This window comes from Pseudomonas sp. GP01-A4, from assembly GCF_058780865.1.
Genome location: NZ_JBYSWF010000077.1, coordinates 1 through 17,602 on the forward strand (window position 1 = coordinate 1; position 17,602 = coordinate 17,602).

A 17,602-nucleotide genomic window follows, 5' to 3' on the forward strand; every position below is an offset into this window, starting at 1 on the left:
TGAGTGTCCGGATCAGCGTGGAATCACTGTCCGGATGCGCGTGGAATGGGTGTCCGAGTCAGCGTGGAATCCGCAGAGGGTGATCCGGATCAAGGTAATTTTGGTTATGTCCATGTAAAGAACAGTAGCCTAGAAATCCCGCATGTTTACCTGAGCAGTTGTTATGCCTCTGATCGAATGTGCTCCCAAGCGGTGGTAGGTTATGTTCACCGTACTGAATCGGCAGATGGCATCCGCAACGCAGGTCAGCTTCTGACTTGGAAATTTTTTCAAGCAGCCGGGAGACTGCTATCACGTGAAAATCTTCGCCCGAGTGACTGCCACAGGTAATGGCTAGCTCTGCCGCAGAGAATCCAAAGTGATGGTGTCCCCCATCCCTTACCAGTGGTACCGCCTGAAAAGGCTTTAATGTCGAGCGCGAAAATACGTAGGTGTCAGGGGCGCCGACATGCACAACTGATGTGCCTATGGCATCCACCACGGCGAGTGATCCCCAGTGGATGCGTTCTACATAAGTATTCCGCGTTGCTACGATAATCGGAGTATGGGCAGGTGATGGCATCACAGAATCCTGAAGCGAATAAATAATGCCGGTCAGTAGAGCATTATTGTGATGCCTCAAGCTAATCCAGCCACCCAGGCTAAATAGATGCCCACTTATGAGGCAGCAACTCGGTAATTTCACTCGCCCGCTGCGTCGGCAGACGCATCAAAACGTCTTTCAAGTAAGCATCTTGCCTTTCCAGCCCTGCAGGAAGTTGCGAGCATGCTCACCGGCGCGGCTGGGGTTGAAGTCGTAGACGACAGCGGCTGTTTCGCAGAACTGGCTGGTGGCGTAAGCCCAAACATAAGAACGGTGGGTTTTCTTCGAGCCCGGAGCGAGCATCTGCACGGGTGTTTCATCCGCGTGCACAACCTGCTGCCCGATCACTACGTCACGCAGGGCATCGACCAGCGGCTGCAACTGCACGCCAGTAACGCCAACCCATTGAGCCAATGTGGCGCGTGGAGTCGCCAAGCCAGCACGACCAAAAATCGATTCCTGGCGGTAAAGCGGAAGATGGTCAGCGAACTTCGCGATCATGACGTGGGCCAGTAATCCGGCAGTTGGGATGCCCTTGTCGATGACCTGCGCCGGTACCGGGGCCTGGATCAGCGTTTCGCAGTCATCGCACACCCACTTGCCACGCACATGGCGTTCAACGGTAAAAACGCCCGGCGTGTAGTCCAGCTTTTCGCTGACGTCTTCACCGATGCGCGCGAGTACGCAGCCGCATGGGCAGTGGGTGCGCTTGGCAAACTTCAAGCGCTTGAGTTGTGCGATCTCGTGGGTCAGCTTCTCGATTACCATTTGATCGCGGTTAATCTTCCTGCCCATCGTTTCGACCGTCTTGCTCGTCTGACCCATGGTCTCCACTTGCGACAGCAACTGCGCAGCGAATGCACGCAGTTGGTCGGGGGTCATTTGATCGAGATTGGGCGAGGAAGTCATGCCGTGGATTTTACCAAAGCAGCTCGTTTGCGGCAGTAGGCCAAGGCGCTAATTACAGCTTCTTAAAGCAGTCTGATTGCACCGCCAGCTCCAACGCGTTGCCAAGGTAGACCGAGCACCAAGGCCTGAAGTTGACCTCATGCGCACTGAATCGCCGCTGATTTTCTCTGTTGCAGATGCACCGCCCGGTCATCGCAACAGTACTGCGCTACCTCAACCTCAGTTCTTCGCCCGGCTCAATAGAAATTCGTACCGGCGCTTATCGATAAAGATCGAATAACGTAATCCTCCGTCGCCGCTCGGCTGAAGAATGCTGTGGGTCTTGGATTTATGGAAAGGGTGGCTGTAAAGAGAGGGAAGGTCTGAATAGGCATAGCTTTCAAAATGCAGTTCGTCGCCTACCCAATGCACCTCGTTGTACAGGAAGTGCCAGTTTTTGCTGGAAGCCATGTAGAGGTAGGCACTGCCGTTGGGACCCATGATGACTTCTACCTCCAGCTCGCCTTTGTCATTTGCCCACTTGCCAATATATCGCTCCATACCGGAGTGGGCAGGTATCCCGGGATCCGCTACAAAATCACTGGCCTTGAAAGGGGTTTTGCGCGCAGCTTCAGCGGCGGCGTTTGGATAAAGGGCACACAGCGGTGCGACGTTACTGACTTTTACGTAGTTGAAGGTCAGGCTCGTATCCGAAACATCCATGCTCAGCGTCATGGTCTGCGGGTCGAATGCCAGGACCTTCAGGTCGAAGTTGTCTGAAGGTGATTTGAGATGGATGACCTTTCCATCGTCGGACACCTTGAAGTCGCTCACTTCTTTTTCCTGGTGCTTCCCGGGTTCAGCGCAGTTGAATGGATGCAAGGTGGCTTTGGCATCAGCGCTGTATTCGACCACGTTGGCAATTCCGTTGCGCAGAGGAACCATGGCCCAGATGCCAACTACGTTATCTTGAGTCGCCAGCGCGTGCGTCGAAGGCTTGGCGCCATGGTTGGCACACCCGGTCATCATCAAGGTGGCCAGGGAAATTGTCAGAACGTTGATCCGCATCGGGCTTATCCATAAGAGTGTTCGCATTGATCCATCTGTCGCGGTTGGCGACCTTCTGGCAGGCAAGCATCATAAGGGATCGTTACGCTACGGTGCAGACCCAGAGGTGATTCTGCCGATAGGGCGCGCGGGTGAAGTGAACATCTGAAACCAGATGCATGCCTCGCTCTTGCAGGGCTTCGGTCAGTTGTACGAGTGTCTCTGCCTGGATAGTCATTGCTGTTACCTCGTCAGATTTACTGCGTTCATAATTCTTGACCGGCGGGGCAACTGGCTAATTCAAATTTTCTACAACGTTGATTGACGTGTGGTTGCTTCAGTTCTTTTGCTCCCGATCCCAGGATAAGCGCGACCTGAAAATATGCGGGCAGTGGTGCTCATTCACCCGAGGTGACCTACAGTGAGACATCGCGCCGGTATGACATGAGGAGATCCTATGTCCACTTTCAAGCTGACTTCGCGCATCTTCAGTAGGCCCCGTCACACAACGCATTATCTGGAGTCGGGACCTGCCGATGGGGCATTGATGATGTTCCTGCATGGTTGGCCCGAACTCGGTTTGATCTGGCGTGCACAGATGGAAGCGTTCTCTGCCCAAGGCTGGCACTGTGTCGCACCCGATATGCGCGGCTATGGCGGCTCTTCGGCGCCGGCCGCGATCAATGCGTACACGATTGAAAACATCGTGGCAGACATGACAGAGCTGCATGACCATCTCGGTGGAACGCCCGCCATCTGGGTGGGCCACGATTGGGGCAGCGTCGTGGCCGGTGAACTGGTCGCCCATGAACCTTGGCGCAGCCGCGGCGTTGTGCTGGTTTCGGTTCCGTACTTTCCTTCCACGAACGCGCTGGCGACGCTCATACCGCTGGTTGACCGAGGGATTTACCCGACCGACCAGTATCCAGACGGCCAATGGGACTATTACCGCTACTACAACACGCATTTTGCGTCCGCCGTGGCTGATCTTGACGCGGACAAAGCAGCATCGCTGGCGTCGATTTATCGAAGAGGCGACCCTGCAAGCATCGCCAGGGTCGCCTCCAATGCCGAAGTGACCCGCAAAGGCGGGCGGTTTGGCGAAGCGCACCGGGCTCCCCCGACGCCGCCAGACCCGGCGCTCTGGCCCGAGACGGACTTCGCGGCACTGGTGCGCACGTTCGAGGAGCATGGTTTCCGCACGCCCTGCGCGTGGTATCTGAACGACGATGCCAACATCGAATACGCCCATCGCGCACCCGATGGCGGCCGCCTGTCCATGCCCGTCCTGTTTGTGAACGGTGATTACGACCCGATGAATACCATCAACGGCAATCAGTTGGGCGATCCAATGCGCGCGGCCTGCGCAGACCTCACAGTGACGAGCCTGCCTGGCGGGCATTGGCTGCCGGTGGAGTGCAAGGCCGAACTCGTTGAGGCCATAAGTCGCTGGCTGAAGCTCGCGAAATTTGCGCCCAATCAGTAAGCCCGGATCACACCTTGGGATGGGTGAGTCGGGGATCGGCACGTGTGCCGGTAGTCAGCGTCGTGGCTTGTGATCAACTGCGTTTTGGCTTCTTTCTTGACCGGGTTTGCCGTGATGAGATCTCGATCCACGTCGGCGCATGATCACTGGCATGCTCTTCACCCCGTACCCATGCATCTACGCCGACGTTTTTCAGGTACGGGGCGAGTACCGGGTTGAGCAGCAGATGGTCGATGCGCAGCCCGGAATTCTTCTGCCAATGCTGACGGAAATAATCCCAAAACGTGTACACCCGCTCTTCGGGGTACAGGTGCCTCAGCGAGTCGATCCAGCCCTGGGAAAGCAACCTTTGAAAGCACTCACGGCTTTCTGGCTGGAGGAGGGCATCCTTGAGCCATGAGCGGGTGTTGTAGATGTCCAGGTCGGTGGGCACCACGTTGTAGTCACCGGCCAGGACCACGGGATGTTCGCTGGCCTGCAGTGTTGCAGCGTGGGAGATCAGGTGTTCGAACCACGCGAGCTTGTAATCAAATTTTGGCCCGGGTTGAGGGTTTCCGTTGGGCAGGTACAGGCATCCGACAATCACGCCATGGACAGCCGCTTCGAGGTATCGAGACTGCGAGTCGTCCTTGGCTCCCGGCAGGCCCTTATGGATCAAAAGGGGTTCGGAATCCCGCGCGAGGATTGCCACTCCGTTCCAGGATGCCTGGCCATGGTGCAATGAGCCATAGCCCGCCGCCTCAAGTTCTCCAGCGGGGAACGCGTTGTCTTGCGCCTTCAGTTCCTGCAGGCAGACGATGTCCGGGCGCTCCTTTTCCAGCCACTGCAGAAGGTTGGGCAGTCGCGTCTTTATGCCGTTGACATTGAATGTCGCGATCTTGAGGTTCTGCATGGCGTCGGTCCTTCAATGTGCCGGGTGCGCCGGGTGTTCGGCCACCGTGGGGGTAGGGGGCCTACCCTTGCTCATTTGGCGATGTCCCCTATACCGGTTTAGTCGCAAAGCCTCTTTTCGACTACAGCAAGCCTGCTTTTGCTCACTGACATTACGACCGGAACCTGTTTTTGAAACGACCATTGGTGTCATTTTCCGGTTGTGCCCCCGACTGGTTCAACGCTCACTGATCCTGCAGAAGCACTTCGCGGCAGACCGAGAGGGGGCAGGTTGTTCAGGCGGGCTGTCGGAACGTATGATCGCAGCGAGCGCCCTTTTCCGGGCGCTGAGACTCACCCTTTGAAGGACATGAGCATGGAAAAGCACTTCGGTAATTCAGGCCTGTTCAAGGCTGCTTCGTATCACTGCATCACGCTCCTGGGCAGCGGCATTGCTCGCTGGGAGCTGAAAAATATTGCGTTGAATACGAAGGAGTTTTTGATATGTCCAAAGAACTACTCGGAGTTTCTGCTCTAGGGTTGATGGTGGTGGGGGAGTTTTGTGCAATCTACAGCGAGGTGGTAACCGCCAGGCTTGCCCAGACAGGGCATGGTTCATGGGAGGCGTTCGTCCTTCCCGTTGTGCTGATGTGTTTTGCCGGGCTTTGCCTGTTGGGTGCGTATTGGCTGGGTTACGTGGCGGTCGGTGATATCTGGGTCGTCACCGTGGTCTCAGTCACCTCCCTGTTGCTGCTTGAGCCCGTGGTGGTCTGGGCGCTGTTCCATGAAGCACCAGGGCGTGGCGCACTGATCGGGTTTGTCCTCGGCGCCTTGGGCATGCTTGCTACTGTATTGCTTTGACTCCGCCCTCTGGCCCGGCAATCAAACGCCGGGCCAGCTCGCCTCAAATGGTCACAGCTTCATCTTGAAGCCTGTGTGGGTTGGCAAGAACCCCAGGGACTCATAAAACCTATGAGCATCTGGCCGCGTACGATCACAGGTAAGCTGGATCAGTTGGCAGTGGCGCTGACGTGCTTGCTCAAACGACCATTCGAAGAATTGCCGGCCCAATCCGCTCCCACGCATTCGCTCGTGCACGCGGACGGCTTCGATTTGAGCTCGCCATGCGCCCCGATGAGAAATATTCGGAATGAAAGAAAGTTGGAGAGTACCGACCACCTCTTCATCAGCCACAGCGACGGCAAGAAACTGGTTCGGGTCTGCGTCGATGGCCTCAAACGCTCGTGTGTAGGAACTCTGAAGCGGAAGACTGCTATCTTCTCGAACAGCCCCCAGGGAGTCATTTGCCAGCAGCAAAACAATGAAAGGCAAGTCTTCGATACTGGCGCGTCTTATGGTCAGATTCGTCACAACGGTTTCCTGAGGTGCGGTGGTATAGAGGAACCCAGCCGATGGGGGCATTCGCATCCAAACATAACATTCATCCACGGAGCAACGAGCCCATGTCAAATACCGCTGGCATGTTCATCCGTCAGTTCTTTCACGGCACCCGGGCCGACCTGGAGCCCGGCGATCTGATCCGCGTCGGCTACCCGTCCAACTTTACAGAAGGTAAAGCACTGTCCTGGGTTTACTTTGCGGGCACGCTGGATGCCGCCATCTGGGGGGCTGAGCTGGCGCTCGGCAGTGGGCGGGAACGGATTTATGTTGTGGAGCCAACGGGGGCAATCATGGATGACCCCAACGTGACGGATAAGAAGTTTCCCGGCAATCCCACGCTTTCCTATCGCTCCACTGACCCTTTGCGCGTCGTGGCGGAGGTCACGAAATGGCACGGGCATCCGCCTGAACGGTTGCAGCAGATGAAGGACAATCTCGCGCGCTTGAAGGCCGAGGGTCGCGACGTGATCATTGACTGATATCATCGGGAACAAGCCGGCGTCACCCGATCGCCAAGTGGCTTTCCTTAACTGTTCCAGCAGGTGCTCCCATGCAGAATTCCCCTCCTGAAGGCCTACCTACCTATCGGATCCTGACAGGCAAGGACGATGCCTCCTTCTGTCACCGGGTCTCTGAAGCGCTTGCGCTGGGTTACCAGCTTTACGGCTCGCCAGCGGCAACCTTCAATGGCGAGTACGTGGTGGTGGCACAGGCTGTCGTTTGGAACGCCGATAACAACGCTACTGTCAGGAACTGACGCGGGCTTGAATTAAGGTGAGTTCTCTCACTCCTGTCAGGTCAAATGATGAAATTCTCGTCTGTTCGTCTCGTTACCAACCACTTTGAACGGCTCGTTCAGTTCTATCACAACCTCTCGACTGTCGAGCCAAGGCACCTGGCTGACGGGTTCGCTGAAATTCACCTCGACGGCGTCGTCCTGGCCATAGCCGATGAGCGCCTGGTCCGCCTTCACAACGATGGACTGGCAGTCGCCGCCAGCAACCGTTCGGCGATCCTGGAGTTTCAAGTGGACGATGTGGAGGCTGTCCTGCTGCGTATCGGTCGGGCTGATGTGGTGATGCCGGTGACGGTCATGCCATGGGGCAACACTTCGGTATTGCTGCGTGATCCGGATGGAAGCCTGGTCAACGTCTTTTCGAGACCTCGCCGCTGAATCGGTCCGCTGTTGTCGCCAGGTTCGGTAGGGTCGATAACGGGTTAAAGTAATCAGCTTAAGCGCCGATCAATTAACATCGATACCGGAATTGGATATTTGACATGATCACTAACGTCAGCAGTCTCGCTTCAGTACCCGCCAACCCAAGTCCGGCCAGCGTCAGCGATAGCTCCAAGACCGAAGACTCTGGAACCTTGAGTCTCAACCCGGACACGGGTGCCAAAAGTGCGCCCGCTGCAGGTGGCGGCCAGGCGGCATCCACGTCGCAGGAGTCCGACACCGTCAAGGCGCTGAAAAAGCAGATTGCGGAGTTGCAAAAGCAGCTTCAAGAGCAGCAGCAAAACATGCAAAAGGCCCAGGCCAGCAATCAAAGCGCAGACGCCAAAGCGGCCGCCGTGGCTGCCGCCCAGGCGCAGATTGCCGCAACGGCAGCTGCATTGCAGTCTGCGTCTTCGGCGTTGTTGCAGGCACTGACTTCCGACGGTGGAAGCGGTACCGGTTCCATCGTCAGTACCACCGCCTGAGAGGCAGATTTGGTTTTCCACAAGAAGCATTCGTGTACCCACGGGCCATTCTGTTCGACCTGGATAACACGCTGACGCACCGAGCCTTGATTAGCCTCACCTTGCACACCAAACGTCAACGGAACTGCGTTTATGAAATACAGCTGGATCGCACTTGTCTTACTGCTTTGTGCCTGCACGAGCGGCCCCACCCGGGAACAACTGGCAGAACAACGCTTATGGGAATACCAGTTGCTCACTCACCTCAATCACTTCAAGTCGTACCCCGAAGAAGCTCGCCTGCAAGGATTGACCGGCCTGGTCAGGGTTGAATTCGTGGTCGACGCCAAAGGCAACCTGATACGCCACAAAGTCATCAGCCATACAGGTTCGGATCTGTTCGTCAGCGCCGTGGAGAGATTCGTTCCGGCGGCGTCGCCAGTGCCTGCGCCTCCACCCTCAATGCTGCTCAAAGGCGAAATTCAAGTGGTAGCCCCGTTTGTATTCTGCCTGGAGGGCGTGGCCTGCGCCGGCTCACCGCCACGCCGGCTGTAGATGACCTGCGGATAAATTCCGGGCAAAGAAAAGCCCGCGATGGGGAGCGCGGGCTTAAAGGTTTTCACCAGGAGCTGAGATGACCATAGGCGCCCGACTGTGAAAGGGTTGTGAAAGGGCGCCAGCGCTGCACTCAACTCAGTAGGCGCCCGCGGCCGCCTTTGCGCCGCTGACGATGGCGATCCCGGAGCTGCTGCCCAGGCGCGTAGCACCGGCTTCGATCATCGCCTGGGCCGTCGCCAGGTCGCGCACGCCGCCCGACGCCTTCACGCCTATCTGCGCCCCCACCACGCCGCGCATCAGGCGCACATCCGCCAATGTCGCGCCGCCATGGCCGAAACCGGTGGAGGTCTTGACGAACGCCACGTTCAGCTCGCGGCACAGGCTGCAGGCATGGGTTTTCTGCTGGTCATCGAGCAGGCCGGTCTCGAGGATGACTTTCAGCGGCACCGCGCCGCAGGCCGCCAGCACCTGGGCAATATCGTCGCGTACCTGGTCCAGCAGGCCATCCTTCAGCCAGCCGATGTTCAGCACCATGTCGATCTCGCCTGCACCGGCCTCGATCGCAAGCTTTGCCTCATAAGCCTTGGCCGCACTCAAGCCCGCACCCAGGGGGAAGCCGACGACGGCACAGACCAATGGCGCGGCGTCGCGCAGGCATTCGGCGGCCAGCGGCACGTTGGCGCTGTTGACGCACACGGACTTGAAGCCATGCTCGCGGGCCTCGGCGCACAGTTGGCGAATGCTCGCCTGGGAAGCATCGGCGGCCAGCAGGGTGTGGTCGATATAGGCCGCGAGCGGCAACGGGTCAGTCGGCATGGCAAGTGTCCTGTAAGGATGAGGTGCTGGGAAAAGGCGGTTTGTGTTAAGTTGGATGCATTAAATGTGAAATAAATAACATTGTAAATGGAATTTGTGACTGTCCTGATCAAGGGCACGCATTCAGCGAGGGTTGGAACGCAGTGGATTCAAAGAAAAGCGAAAGATTTCGGGCCATGCACAAGGCCTTGCAGGGCGAGTCGGCAATTCACTTGCGTGACATGGCCGCATTGCTGGGTGTATCGGAAATGACCCTGCGCCGCGACCTGGCAGACAGCCCACAGGGCCTGCGACTGTTGGGCGGGCACGTAACCCGCAGCGGGCCGCCGGAGCCCGATTACCAGGTCGCCGAACAGGACCAGCGCCACGTCGCCGAGAAGCGTCAGATCGGCGTGCTGGCCGCCAGCCTGGTGCGCCCCGGCGACACGGTGTTTATCGATTGCGGCACCACCACGCCGTTCATTATCGAGGCGTTGCCGGATGACCTGGAGTTCACCGCGCTGTGCAATTCCCTCAACGTATTGCTCAAGCTCCAGCAAAAGCCCCACTGCACCATCATCCTCTGCGGTGGCACTTTTCACCGGCGCAACATGGTCTTCGAGAGCCATGCCGAGGCGGGCATCCTGGATGGCATCCGTGTGGCGTGGGCGTTCATTTCCGCGGCCGGCGTCAGCGCCGCCCACGGTGTGACCTGCTACAACCTCAACGAAGTGGAGGTCAAGCGCCGGGTCATGGCGCGGGCGCAGACCTGCGTGCTGGTGGCCGACCACAGCAAGTTCGACGAAGTACGTGCGGCACACTTTGCCGAGCTGTCGGACTTCCAGCGGGTGATCAGCGACCCCGGGCTCGAGGCGGCACAGCAGCAGGTGATCAGGGACAGCGGGGCGATCCTGCTGATCTGACTCAAACAGCATTGTGATTTTTATTTCATTTGTTCGGAATTTAACAAATTGGCCTTGACACTCTCGGGAGCAAGGCATAGTTTTTCAAATGTGATCGCGGTTCACATTTGTGAGCACGGCCTCCCCGAAGGCCGTGCCCGAATCCTGACAACAATAAAAATAGGAATCACCATGCTCCAGATAGCCCGTAAACCTGTTCATGTGCTGGCCCTTGCACTGGCTGTCGCGGCCTCGGCGCTGGCGCTGAACGCCCAGGCCAAGGATCTGAAGATCGGTTTCAGCCAGGTCACCCTGCAATCTCCCTTCTACGTACAACTGCGCGACGGCGCCAAGGCTGCAGCGGCCAAGGGCGGCGACGAGCTCATCTTCCTCGACGCCAACGGCGATATCAGCAAGCAGAACAACGATATCCAGGACCTGCTGACCCGCAAGGTCGACATCCTCATCATCAATGCCGTGAACCCCGATGCCGTGGGCGCGGCCCTCGACGCCGCCAAACGCGCCAAGGTGCCGGTGATTGCCGTCGACCGCGCAATCAATGCCCCGGTCGCCACCACCATTGGCCGTAACAATGCCGAGATGGGCGAGCTGTCCGGCAAGGCGCTGCTCGCCGCGCTCAAGCAGCGCGGTGTGACCAAGGGCAAGATCATCGAGATCCAGGGCGACGCCGGCGGTACGGTAATGAAAGAACGCCGCAAGGGCTTCCACACCGCTTTGGCCGGCACCGACTTCAAGATCATCGACGGCCCCTACAGCGAGTACATGCGCGCCAACGCAGTCACGGCAATGCAGGATTTGCTGCAAGCGCACCCGGACCTCAAGGCGGTGATCGCGCATAACGACGACATGGCCATGGGCGCGCTGCAAGTGCTCACCGAAAGCGGCAAGAAAGACGTCCTCGTGGCCGGGATCGACGGCTTGTCCGAGGCCTTGAATGCCATCCAGAGCGGCGATCAATACGTGGCCACCGCCCTCAACGACCCACGCTACCTGGGCGAGGTCGCCATCGAGGCGGCGCGGGCCCTGGCGGCCGGCAAGTCGGTGCCGAACTTTGTCGACGCCGGCACCCAGGTGGTGACCAAGGCCAACGTGGCCGAGGTCAAGCATGACTCTACCTTCGGCGAATACCGCCCCGGCGCGCTCTGACGGATCTGCGCCGCCACGCTATGGATTTTTGCGGGCACCTCTTGCGGGAGGTGCCTGTTCGAACGCACTCGTCACTCAACAGAGGAATTCACTGTGAAAGCTGCCGTCATGTACCAACCGGGCGATATCCGGGTCGAAGATGTTCCAAAACCTGCGGTCAAGGCCGGCCACGCGCTGGTTCGGGTCGCCGCCTGCGGCGTGTGCGGCTCGGATATCCCGCGCATGCTGAGCAAGGGCGCCCATGTGATGCCGCTGATTTGCGGCCATGAATTCGCAGGCTTTATCGAAGAGATCGGCAGCGGTGTCGAAGGCTATGCCATCGGCGAATTGGTGACAGTGCCGCCGATGATCCCGGACGTCAGCAGCGACCAATATGCCCGAGGCTTTCCGTCCCGCTCGGAGCGCTACGATTACTTCGGCAGCCGCCGCGACGGCGCGTATGCCGAGTACGTCAATGTGCCCCTGAGCAACCTGATCAAGGTGCCCCAAGGCATGGACCCGATTGCCGCGTCCCTGGTGGACCCGGCGGCGATTGCCCTGCATGCGATCTGGAAAGCCGACTTCAAGGCCGGGCAGAGCGGGGCAGTGGTAGGCTGCGGGCCGATCGGCCTGTTTGCGATCCAGTGGCTGCGGATCATGGGGGCCAAGGACATCGTCGCCATCGACATCGCCGAAGAGAAACTCGCCATGGCCCGCGAAGCCGGCGCCACCCACACCCTGCTCAGCGGCGCGGCGGATGCCGAGTTGCCCCGTTGCCAACTGGTGATTGAAGCGGCAGGCCATCCCAGCTCGATCAACCAGGCCGTGCAACTGACCAAGGCTGGCGGGCATGTGGTGTTTATCGGCATTCCCACCAGTGACGTGGCCCTCAGCACTGCGACGTTCTCGCACTTCCTGCGCCAGGAAATCTCCCTGCACGGCGCCTGGAACTCGTTCTCGGCACCGTTCCCGGGCGATGAGTGGACGGCCTCCATCGACAAGCTGGCTTCCGGTGAATTGCAGTGGCAGTTCATGATTACCCACGACTTGCCGCTGGATGAATTGCCGGCGATGTTCAAGCGCTATGCCGATCGCAGCGAAGTCGCGGCCAAGGTAATTTTCCGTCCCTGAGCCGCGTCAGCTGTGTGTCGCCAAGCCCGACGACGCTGTGCGTTGCCGGGCTTAAAACAAAAAGCGTTGTTACAAGACGCAGGAGAACTACCGATGACCTTGTTGTTGGGACTGGATTTCGGAACAGGTGGGGTGCGGGCTGGTTTGTATGACCTGCATAGCCACAAACTGGTACACGTCGCCGAGGCGCCGTATGCCACGCAATACCCGCAGTTGGGTTGGGCCGAGCAGGCGCCGGCGGACTGGTGGTCGGCGCTGGGCAAGGCCTGCCGGCAGTTGATGGCCCAGGCCGGGCACCCGCAGGTGGCGGCGGTGTGCGTCGCCACCACAGCCTCCACCGTGGTGGTTGCCCAGGCGGACGGCCAACCCCTGGCCCCGGCGTTGTTATGGATGGATTGCCGCGCCGCTGCCGAGTCGGCGCGCACCGCCCACGTCAGCCACCCGATGATGAACCAGGGCGGTGACGCGGTGGAATGGCTGGTGCCCAAGGCCATGTGGCTGGCCGAGCACGAGCCTCAGGTTTACCAGCGCGCCGAGCGTATTTGCGAGGCCGTGGACTGGATCAACTTTCAGTTGACCGGGCGCTGGGTCGCCTCCCAATTGAATGCCAGTTGCAAGTGGAATTACGACACCCTGCAGCAGCGTTTTCCGGTGGAGTTGTACGCCGAACTCGGCGTGCCTGAACTGGCGCAAAAACTCCCTCAGGAAGTGATCAAGGTCGGTGGCCGGATCGGCCCATTGAGCGCCGATGCCGCCAATCATCTGGGCCTGAGCCGCGACACCCTGGTGGCCCAGGGCGGAATCGACGCCCACATGGCGATGCTCAGTGCCGGTACCACTGGCGCCGGCGAGCTGTTGTTTATCGGCGGTACCTCGGTGGTGCAACTGATGCACACCCCGCAACGCATCGACGTACCGGGCATCTGGGGCCCGTACCCCGGCGCCTTGCTCGACGGCCAATGGTTGATGGAAGGCGGGCAAGTCTCCGCCGGTTCGATCCTCAACTGGCTGGCGCAAAAGATGTTCGGCCTCGACGATGCCGGGCACCAGCGCCTGATCCGCCAGGCCGCAGAACTGCAGCCCGGCTCCACCGGCTTGCTGGTGCTCGATTACTGGATGGGCAACCGTACACCGTACCGCTCACCGGACATGCGCGGCGCGATCATGGGCCTGTCGCTGAACCATGACCGGCATGACCTGTACCGCGCCTCGGTGGAAGCGATTGCCCTGGGCTCGGCGAACATCTTTCACACCTGGCGCTCCGAGGGCATCGAGATCACCCGGGTGGTCGCCGCCGGTGGTTTCCAGAAGAACCCGTTGTGGTTGCAGGCCACGGTGGATGCCACCGGTGTGCCGTTCGAAATGGTGCCCCACGACAACCTCACCCTGATCGGCACCGCCGCCGCTGCCGCCTGCGCCCTCGGCGAGTTCGGCACCTTGCAGGAAGCCGCTACCGACTTCACCACCATCGGCCGGCTGATCGAGCCCGACCCTTACGCCCACGAGCAATACATCGAGCTGTTGGGCCGCTATCGCGCCGCCACCGACAGCGTCGCGCCCATCAGTTGCAAGCCACCGGCGAACCGCACGCTCGGCGTAAGGCCGGCAGCATGAGCGCCCATCCTGAAGAAACGTTTGCCACGCGGTTGTCGGCCGATTCCCAGCGCGATGACTTGATGGTCCAGGTGGCCAAGCTGTATTACGACCTGGAAAAGACCCAAAGCGATATCTCCCGGGAGACCGGCCTGACCCGCTGGCAAGTCAGCCGCTTGCTGCGCGAGGCGCGGGATTGCGGGGTGGTGCGCATCGATATCGTCGCCCGCTCGGCGCGCTTGCCGCAGCTGGAAGTGGCTTTGCAACGGCGTTTCGGCCTGCGTGAAGCATTGGTGCTGGATGTGGAAGATGCCGACACCGCGCTGAACGTGGTGACCCAAGCCGCCGCCCGTTACCTGTGCAACTTGCAGCCGATGCCGGCGCTGATCGGCGTGTCGTGGGGCCGCACCCTGACCAAAATGGCCCAGTGGCTGGTGCCGCGCTGGAACGAGGGGGTCAACGTGGTGCTGCTGAACGGCGCGATCAATACCCGTTCGATGGGCGAGTCCAGCCATAACGTCGCCGAGCGCTTCGCCCAGGCTGCCCGTGGCCAGGCCACGTTGCTGCCGGTGCCGGCGATTCTCGGGCATGTGCATACCCGCGAAGCGCTGGAGCAGGACCCGGTGATCGCCCAGGTATTGCGCCTCGGGCAACAGGCGCCGGTGGCGTGTTTCAGCCTGGGGGAGTTGTCTGATCATTCGGTGTTGATGGAGTCGGGTTACATCGACCGGCCATTGCTCGAAGAGCTGGAACGCCTGGGCGCCGTCGGCGACATCATGGGCCGCTTTATCGGCATGGACGGTGAACCGGTGATGCCCGAACTCGACGCCCGCACCCTGGGCCTGCCGTTGGCCGCCTTGCGCGACAAGGCCTGGTCCATTGCCGTGTGCGTTGGCGCGCAAAAGCACCGCATCGTCCACGCCAGCGTCAAGGCCGGCTATGTCAATGTGCTGGCCACCGACGCGGCCACCGCCCGCTATTTGCTGGAGCAGGATCATGAGTGAGTTGGCCCTGGATATCCGTCATGTCAGCAAGCGTTTTCCGCCCAATGTGGTGGCGCTGACCGATGCCTCCCTCGACGTTCGGCCCGGTGAGGTGCATTGCCTGCTGGGTGCCAATGGCGCGGGCAAAAGTACCCTGTTGAAAATCGTCGCCGGCGCCCATCGCCCGGATGGCGGCGAGATGTCGGTGGCGGGCCGGCGGGTGGAACTGAAGAATCCGCAACAGGCGCGCCAGGCCGGGATCGCGATGATCTATCAGGAGCTCGACCTGATCCCGCAGATGACCGTCGAAGAGAACCTGATGCTCGGCTATGCGCCCCAGCGCTTCGGGATTATTTCCCGGGGCAAGCGCAGTGCGTTGGCCAAGGCCGCACTGTTGCGGGTCGGGGCCAACTTCTCGAGTTCCGACCGGGTGGGCAGCCTGTCGATTGCCAACCAGCAATTGGCGGCCATCGCCCGGGCACTGACCTGTGAGGCCCGGCTGGTGGTGATGGATGAGCCTTCGGCGGCGCTGAACGAGACCGAACTCAAGCGGGTGTTCCAGGTGATTCGCGAGATCACTGCGGCGGGTGTGGCGGTGCTGTATGTCAGCCACCGCTTGAATGAAATTCGCGAGATCGGCGACCGGGTCACGGTGCTGCGTGCCGGGCGAACCCTGCAAACCCACGAGCTGGCGCAGATCGACGACCAGGCGCTGATCGCCGCCGTGGTCGGCGAGCACCGCGACCTGCTGGAACGCAGCCCGCGTCAGGCGCCGCGGGACAACCTGGCGCTGAATATTCGCCGGCTGCAAGGCGAGCAGGGCCTGGACGTGCAGGGGCTGGAAGTGCGCCAGGGCGAAATTGTCGGGCTTGCCGGGCTTAACGGGGCAGGGCGCAGCACGTTGCTCAAAGCCTTGTTTGGCGTGGGGCGCAACGACAGCGATGTTGAACTGTTTGGCCAGCCTTATCAGCCGCAAACCTCGCGCCAGGCGATCCGCCAGGGCGTCGGGTTGGTGCCGGAAAACCGCAAGACCGAAGGCCTGCTGCTGGATGCGCCGATCTACCGCAATGCCTGCCTGGTGCACACCCGGCACTTGAACTGGTTTTCCCATCGCCAGGCCAAGGACCGCGCCGGCCCGGTGCTGCAGCGCTTGCAGACCAAGCTCGACAACCTTGAGCAACCGGTACGCCAGCTCTCCGGCGGCAATCAACAGAAGGTGGTCATGGCCAAGTGGGTGATCGACGGCGCGCGCCTGTTGCTGCTGGACGAGCCCAGTCGTGGCCTGGATGTCGGCGCCAAGGCCGATCTCTATGCCCTGGCCCGCAGCCTGGCGCAGGAAGGGGCGGCGGTGCTGGTCGCCAGCAGCGAGCTGGACGAGTTGTACGTTAATTGCGACCGCATCTGGGTGATGCATGAGGGGCGCAACGCGCTGTGTTTCGACCCCTTGACTGCCAGTCGCGACCAGATCGACCAGGCCATCCTTATCGGTAGAACGAGTGTAGAACCATGACTATTGCAAGCAACCCAAGCCCGGTTTTCGATAAGCCCGTCACCCTCACCAGCCGCCGTCGCAGTGCGGTGCTGGAGTGGGTGATGCGCTACAACTTCGTGTTCATTTTCCTGTTTGCGGTGGTGGTGGCGACGTTCCTGTCGGACGACTTCCTGACCTTCGGCAACATCGCCAACCTGTTCCAGCAGGGGGCGATTGTCGGGATCATCGCCATCGGCATGACCTTCGTTATCCTTACGGCCAATATCGACCTGTCGGTGGGCAGCCTGTGTGCCTTCGGCGGCATCCTGGTGGCGGTGCTCCTGCAGCAGCAGGTCAGCGGCTGGCTGGCAGTGCCGGCCACGTTGCTGGTGGGACTGGCCATCGGCACCTTGATGGGCAGCCTCACGGTGTTTGGCAAGGTGCCGAGTTTTATCATCACCCTGGCCGGGCTGGTGTCGCTGCGCGGGGCCACCTTCCTGGCATCCGACGGTGCGCCGATTGGCGGATTGCCGGCCAGCTTCACCTCGTTCGGCTCGGCCATGATCGACATCTGGCCCAGCGCTGGCATTGCGTTTCCGGTGCTGGGGCTGATCTTTATCCTGATCACCGTCATCGCCTGGCTGGTGCTGCGCTACACGGTGTTTGGCGAGTATGTGCTGGCCACCGGCGGCAACCTGGAGGCTGCGCGGCTGTCCGGCGTGCCGGTGCGGGCGGTGACGATTGCGGTGTTCGCCATCTGCGGCGGCCTGGCAGCATTCGCCGGCTTGTTGATGACCTCACGCCTGCACGTCGGCCAACCGACCGCAGCCCAGGGCCTGGAACTGGATGCAATTGCCGCCGTGGTGCTGGGTGGCACCAGCCTGTTCGGCGGGCGCGGCAGCGTGGTAGGCACGGCGGTGGCGGTGATGCTGCTGCAGGTGTTGCGCAATATCTTCAACCTGCTGGGGCTGGGCTCGTTCTACCAGATGGCGATCACCGGGGTGATCATCGTGCTGGCGATTTTGCTCAACCGCTTGATCGACCATTACGCCGGGCGCACCTGAGGAC

Annotated in this window: 21 protein-coding genes and 1 pseudogene; 15 read left to right on the top strand and 7 right to left on the bottom strand. The window is 60.4% G+C overall.

Going from position 1 to position 17,602, the window contains the following annotated elements:
* Positions 1 to 58: 58 nt before the first annotated feature.
* The 4 genes and pseudogenes from AC3WKX_RS29540 to AC3WKX_RS29555 all read right to left on the bottom strand — a co-directional run bounded on the left by AC3WKX_RS29540 (position 59) and on the right by AC3WKX_RS29555 (position 2,756).
* Positions 59 to 562, bottom strand: coding sequence for an asparaginase (locus AC3WKX_RS29540; protein ID WP_102606037.1), 504 nt, complete (start codon positions 560 to 562; stop codon positions 59 to 61).
* 165 nt (positions 563 to 727) lie between these two features.
* Positions 728 to 1,492: pseudogene (gene tnpC, locus AC3WKX_RS29545) on the bottom strand (IS66 family transposase); the annotation flags it as partial.
* Positions 1,493 to 1,711: 219 nt separating this feature from the next.
* On the bottom strand, positions 1,712 to 2,539 hold the full coding sequence (locus AC3WKX_RS29550; protein ID WP_087693924.1) for a hypothetical protein: 828 nt from the start codon (positions 2,537 to 2,539) through the stop codon (positions 1,712 to 1,714).
* An 82-nt stretch (positions 2,540 to 2,621) separates the two neighbouring features.
* Complete coding sequence (locus tag AC3WKX_RS29555) at positions 2,622 to 2,756, bottom strand: hypothetical protein (protein WP_023658805.1); 135 nt, start codon at positions 2,754 to 2,756, stop codon at positions 2,622 to 2,624.
* A 219-nt stretch (positions 2,757 to 2,975) separates the two neighbouring features.
* Here AC3WKX_RS29555 and AC3WKX_RS29560 point away from each other — a divergent pair, with 219 nt between their 5' ends.
* Positions 2,976 to 4,004, top strand: a complete 1,029-nt coding sequence (locus AC3WKX_RS29560; protein ID WP_102606038.1) for an alpha/beta fold hydrolase — start codon at positions 2,976 to 2,978, stop codon at positions 4,002 to 4,004.
* A gap of 73 nt (positions 4,005 to 4,077) precedes the next feature.
* Here AC3WKX_RS29560 and xth read toward each other — a convergent pair whose 3' ends face one another.
* The gene (xth, locus tag AC3WKX_RS29565) at positions 4,078 to 4,896 is read right to left on the bottom strand and encodes an exodeoxyribonuclease III (protein ID WP_102368989.1); all 819 of its coding nucleotides are present in this window, start codon (positions 4,894 to 4,896) and stop codon (positions 4,078 to 4,080) included.
* Positions 4,897 to 5,250: 354 nt separating this feature from the next.
* Between xth and AC3WKX_RS29570 the strand changes: the two genes are divergently transcribed.
* On the top strand, positions 5,251 to 5,412 hold the full coding sequence (locus AC3WKX_RS29570) for a hypothetical protein (protein ID WP_023658806.1): 162 nt from the start codon (positions 5,251 to 5,253) through the stop codon (positions 5,410 to 5,412).
* A gap of 5 nt (positions 5,413 to 5,417) precedes the next feature.
* Positions 5,418 to 5,735 carry a hypothetical protein gene (locus AC3WKX_RS29575; protein ID WP_032899360.1) on the top strand — a complete coding sequence of 106 codons (318 nt, stop codon included), beginning with the start codon at positions 5,418 to 5,420 and terminating at the stop codon, positions 5,733 to 5,735.
* A gap of 51 nt (positions 5,736 to 5,786) precedes the next feature.
* Here AC3WKX_RS29575 and AC3WKX_RS29580 read toward each other — a convergent pair whose 3' ends face one another.
* Positions 5,787 to 6,245: a GNAT family N-acetyltransferase gene (locus tag AC3WKX_RS29580; RefSeq protein WP_102606039.1), complete on the bottom strand. Its 459-nt coding sequence runs from the start codon at positions 6,243 to 6,245 to the stop codon at positions 5,787 to 5,789.
* 92 nt (positions 6,246 to 6,337) lie between these two features.
* Here AC3WKX_RS29580 and arr point away from each other — a divergent pair, with 92 nt between their 5' ends.
* The 5 genes from arr to AC3WKX_RS29605 all read left to right on the top strand — a co-directional run bounded on the left by arr (position 6,338) and on the right by AC3WKX_RS29605 (position 8,510).
* Complete coding sequence (gene arr, locus AC3WKX_RS29585; protein ID WP_023658807.1) at positions 6,338 to 6,754, top strand: NAD(+)--rifampin ADP-ribosyltransferase; 417 nt, start codon at positions 6,338 to 6,340, stop codon at positions 6,752 to 6,754.
* 71 nt (positions 6,755 to 6,825) lie between these two features.
* Positions 6,826 to 7,032: a DUF1737 domain-containing protein gene (locus tag AC3WKX_RS29590; RefSeq protein WP_003207731.1), complete on the top strand. Its 207-nt coding sequence runs from the start codon at positions 6,826 to 6,828 to the stop codon at positions 7,030 to 7,032.
* A 48-nt stretch (positions 7,033 to 7,080) separates the two neighbouring features.
* Positions 7,081 to 7,449: a VOC family protein gene (locus AC3WKX_RS29595; protein ID WP_102370267.1), complete on the top strand. Its 369-nt coding sequence runs from the start codon at positions 7,081 to 7,083 to the stop codon at positions 7,447 to 7,449.
* Positions 7,450 to 7,553: 104 nt separating this feature from the next.
* Positions 7,554 to 7,976 (top strand): hypothetical protein, encoded by a 423-nt coding sequence (locus tag AC3WKX_RS29600; RefSeq protein WP_003207738.1) that lies wholly within the window; start codon positions 7,554 to 7,556, stop codon positions 7,974 to 7,976.
* 132 nt (positions 7,977 to 8,108) lie between these two features.
* Positions 8,109 to 8,510 carry a TonB family protein gene (locus tag AC3WKX_RS29605; protein WP_003207740.1) on the top strand — a complete coding sequence of 134 codons (402 nt, stop codon included), beginning with the start codon at positions 8,109 to 8,111 and terminating at the stop codon, positions 8,508 to 8,510.
* A gap of 138 nt (positions 8,511 to 8,648) precedes the next feature.
* Here the strand turns inward: AC3WKX_RS29605 and deoC are convergent, their stop codons facing one another.
* On the bottom strand, positions 8,649 to 9,329 hold the full coding sequence (gene deoC / locus AC3WKX_RS29610) for a deoxyribose-phosphate aldolase (protein WP_003207741.1): 681 nt from the start codon (positions 9,327 to 9,329) through the stop codon (positions 8,649 to 8,651).
* Between the two features lie 143 nt (positions 9,330 to 9,472).
* On the opposite strand from deoC, the gene deoR reads away from it, so the two are divergent.
* The 7 genes from deoR (at position 9,473) to AC3WKX_RS29645 (ending at position 17,598) form a co-directional block, all read left to right on the top strand.
* A complete protein-coding gene (deoR, locus tag AC3WKX_RS29615; RefSeq protein ID WP_008435058.1) occupies positions 9,473 to 10,231 on the top strand; it encodes a DNA-binding transcriptional repressor DeoR in 759 nt (252 codons plus the stop codon).
* Between the two features lie 171 nt (positions 10,232 to 10,402).
* The gene (locus AC3WKX_RS29620; protein ID WP_003207745.1) at positions 10,403 to 11,377 is read left to right on the top strand and encodes a substrate-binding domain-containing protein; all 975 of its coding nucleotides are present in this window, start codon (positions 10,403 to 10,405) and stop codon (positions 11,375 to 11,377) included.
* A 93-nt stretch (positions 11,378 to 11,470) separates the two neighbouring features.
* On the top strand, positions 11,471 to 12,487 hold the full coding sequence (locus tag AC3WKX_RS29625) for a galactitol-1-phosphate 5-dehydrogenase (protein WP_023658808.1): 1,017 nt from the start codon (positions 11,471 to 11,473) through the stop codon (positions 12,485 to 12,487).
* Between the two features lie 93 nt (positions 12,488 to 12,580).
* Positions 12,581 to 14,101 (top strand): FGGY-family carbohydrate kinase, encoded by a 1,521-nt coding sequence (locus AC3WKX_RS29630; RefSeq protein ID WP_087693921.1) that lies wholly within the window; start codon positions 12,581 to 12,583, stop codon positions 14,099 to 14,101.
* Complete coding sequence (locus tag AC3WKX_RS29635) at positions 14,098 to 15,084, top strand: sugar-binding transcriptional regulator (protein WP_102606040.1); 987 nt, start codon at positions 14,098 to 14,100, stop codon at positions 15,082 to 15,084. Before AC3WKX_RS29630 ends, AC3WKX_RS29635 begins: the two co-directional genes overlap by 4 nt.
* Positions 15,077 to 16,573, top strand: a complete 1,497-nt coding sequence (locus AC3WKX_RS29640; RefSeq protein WP_003207752.1) for a sugar ABC transporter ATP-binding protein — start codon at positions 15,077 to 15,079, stop codon at positions 16,571 to 16,573. Before AC3WKX_RS29635 ends, AC3WKX_RS29640 begins: the two co-directional genes overlap by 8 nt.
* On the top strand, positions 16,570 to 17,598 hold the full coding sequence (locus AC3WKX_RS29645) for an ABC transporter permease (RefSeq protein WP_003207754.1): 1,029 nt from the start codon (positions 16,570 to 16,572) through the stop codon (positions 17,596 to 17,598). The genes AC3WKX_RS29640 and AC3WKX_RS29645 overlap by 4 nt, the downstream gene beginning before the upstream one ends.
* Positions 17,599 to 17,602: the final 4 nt, after the last annotated feature.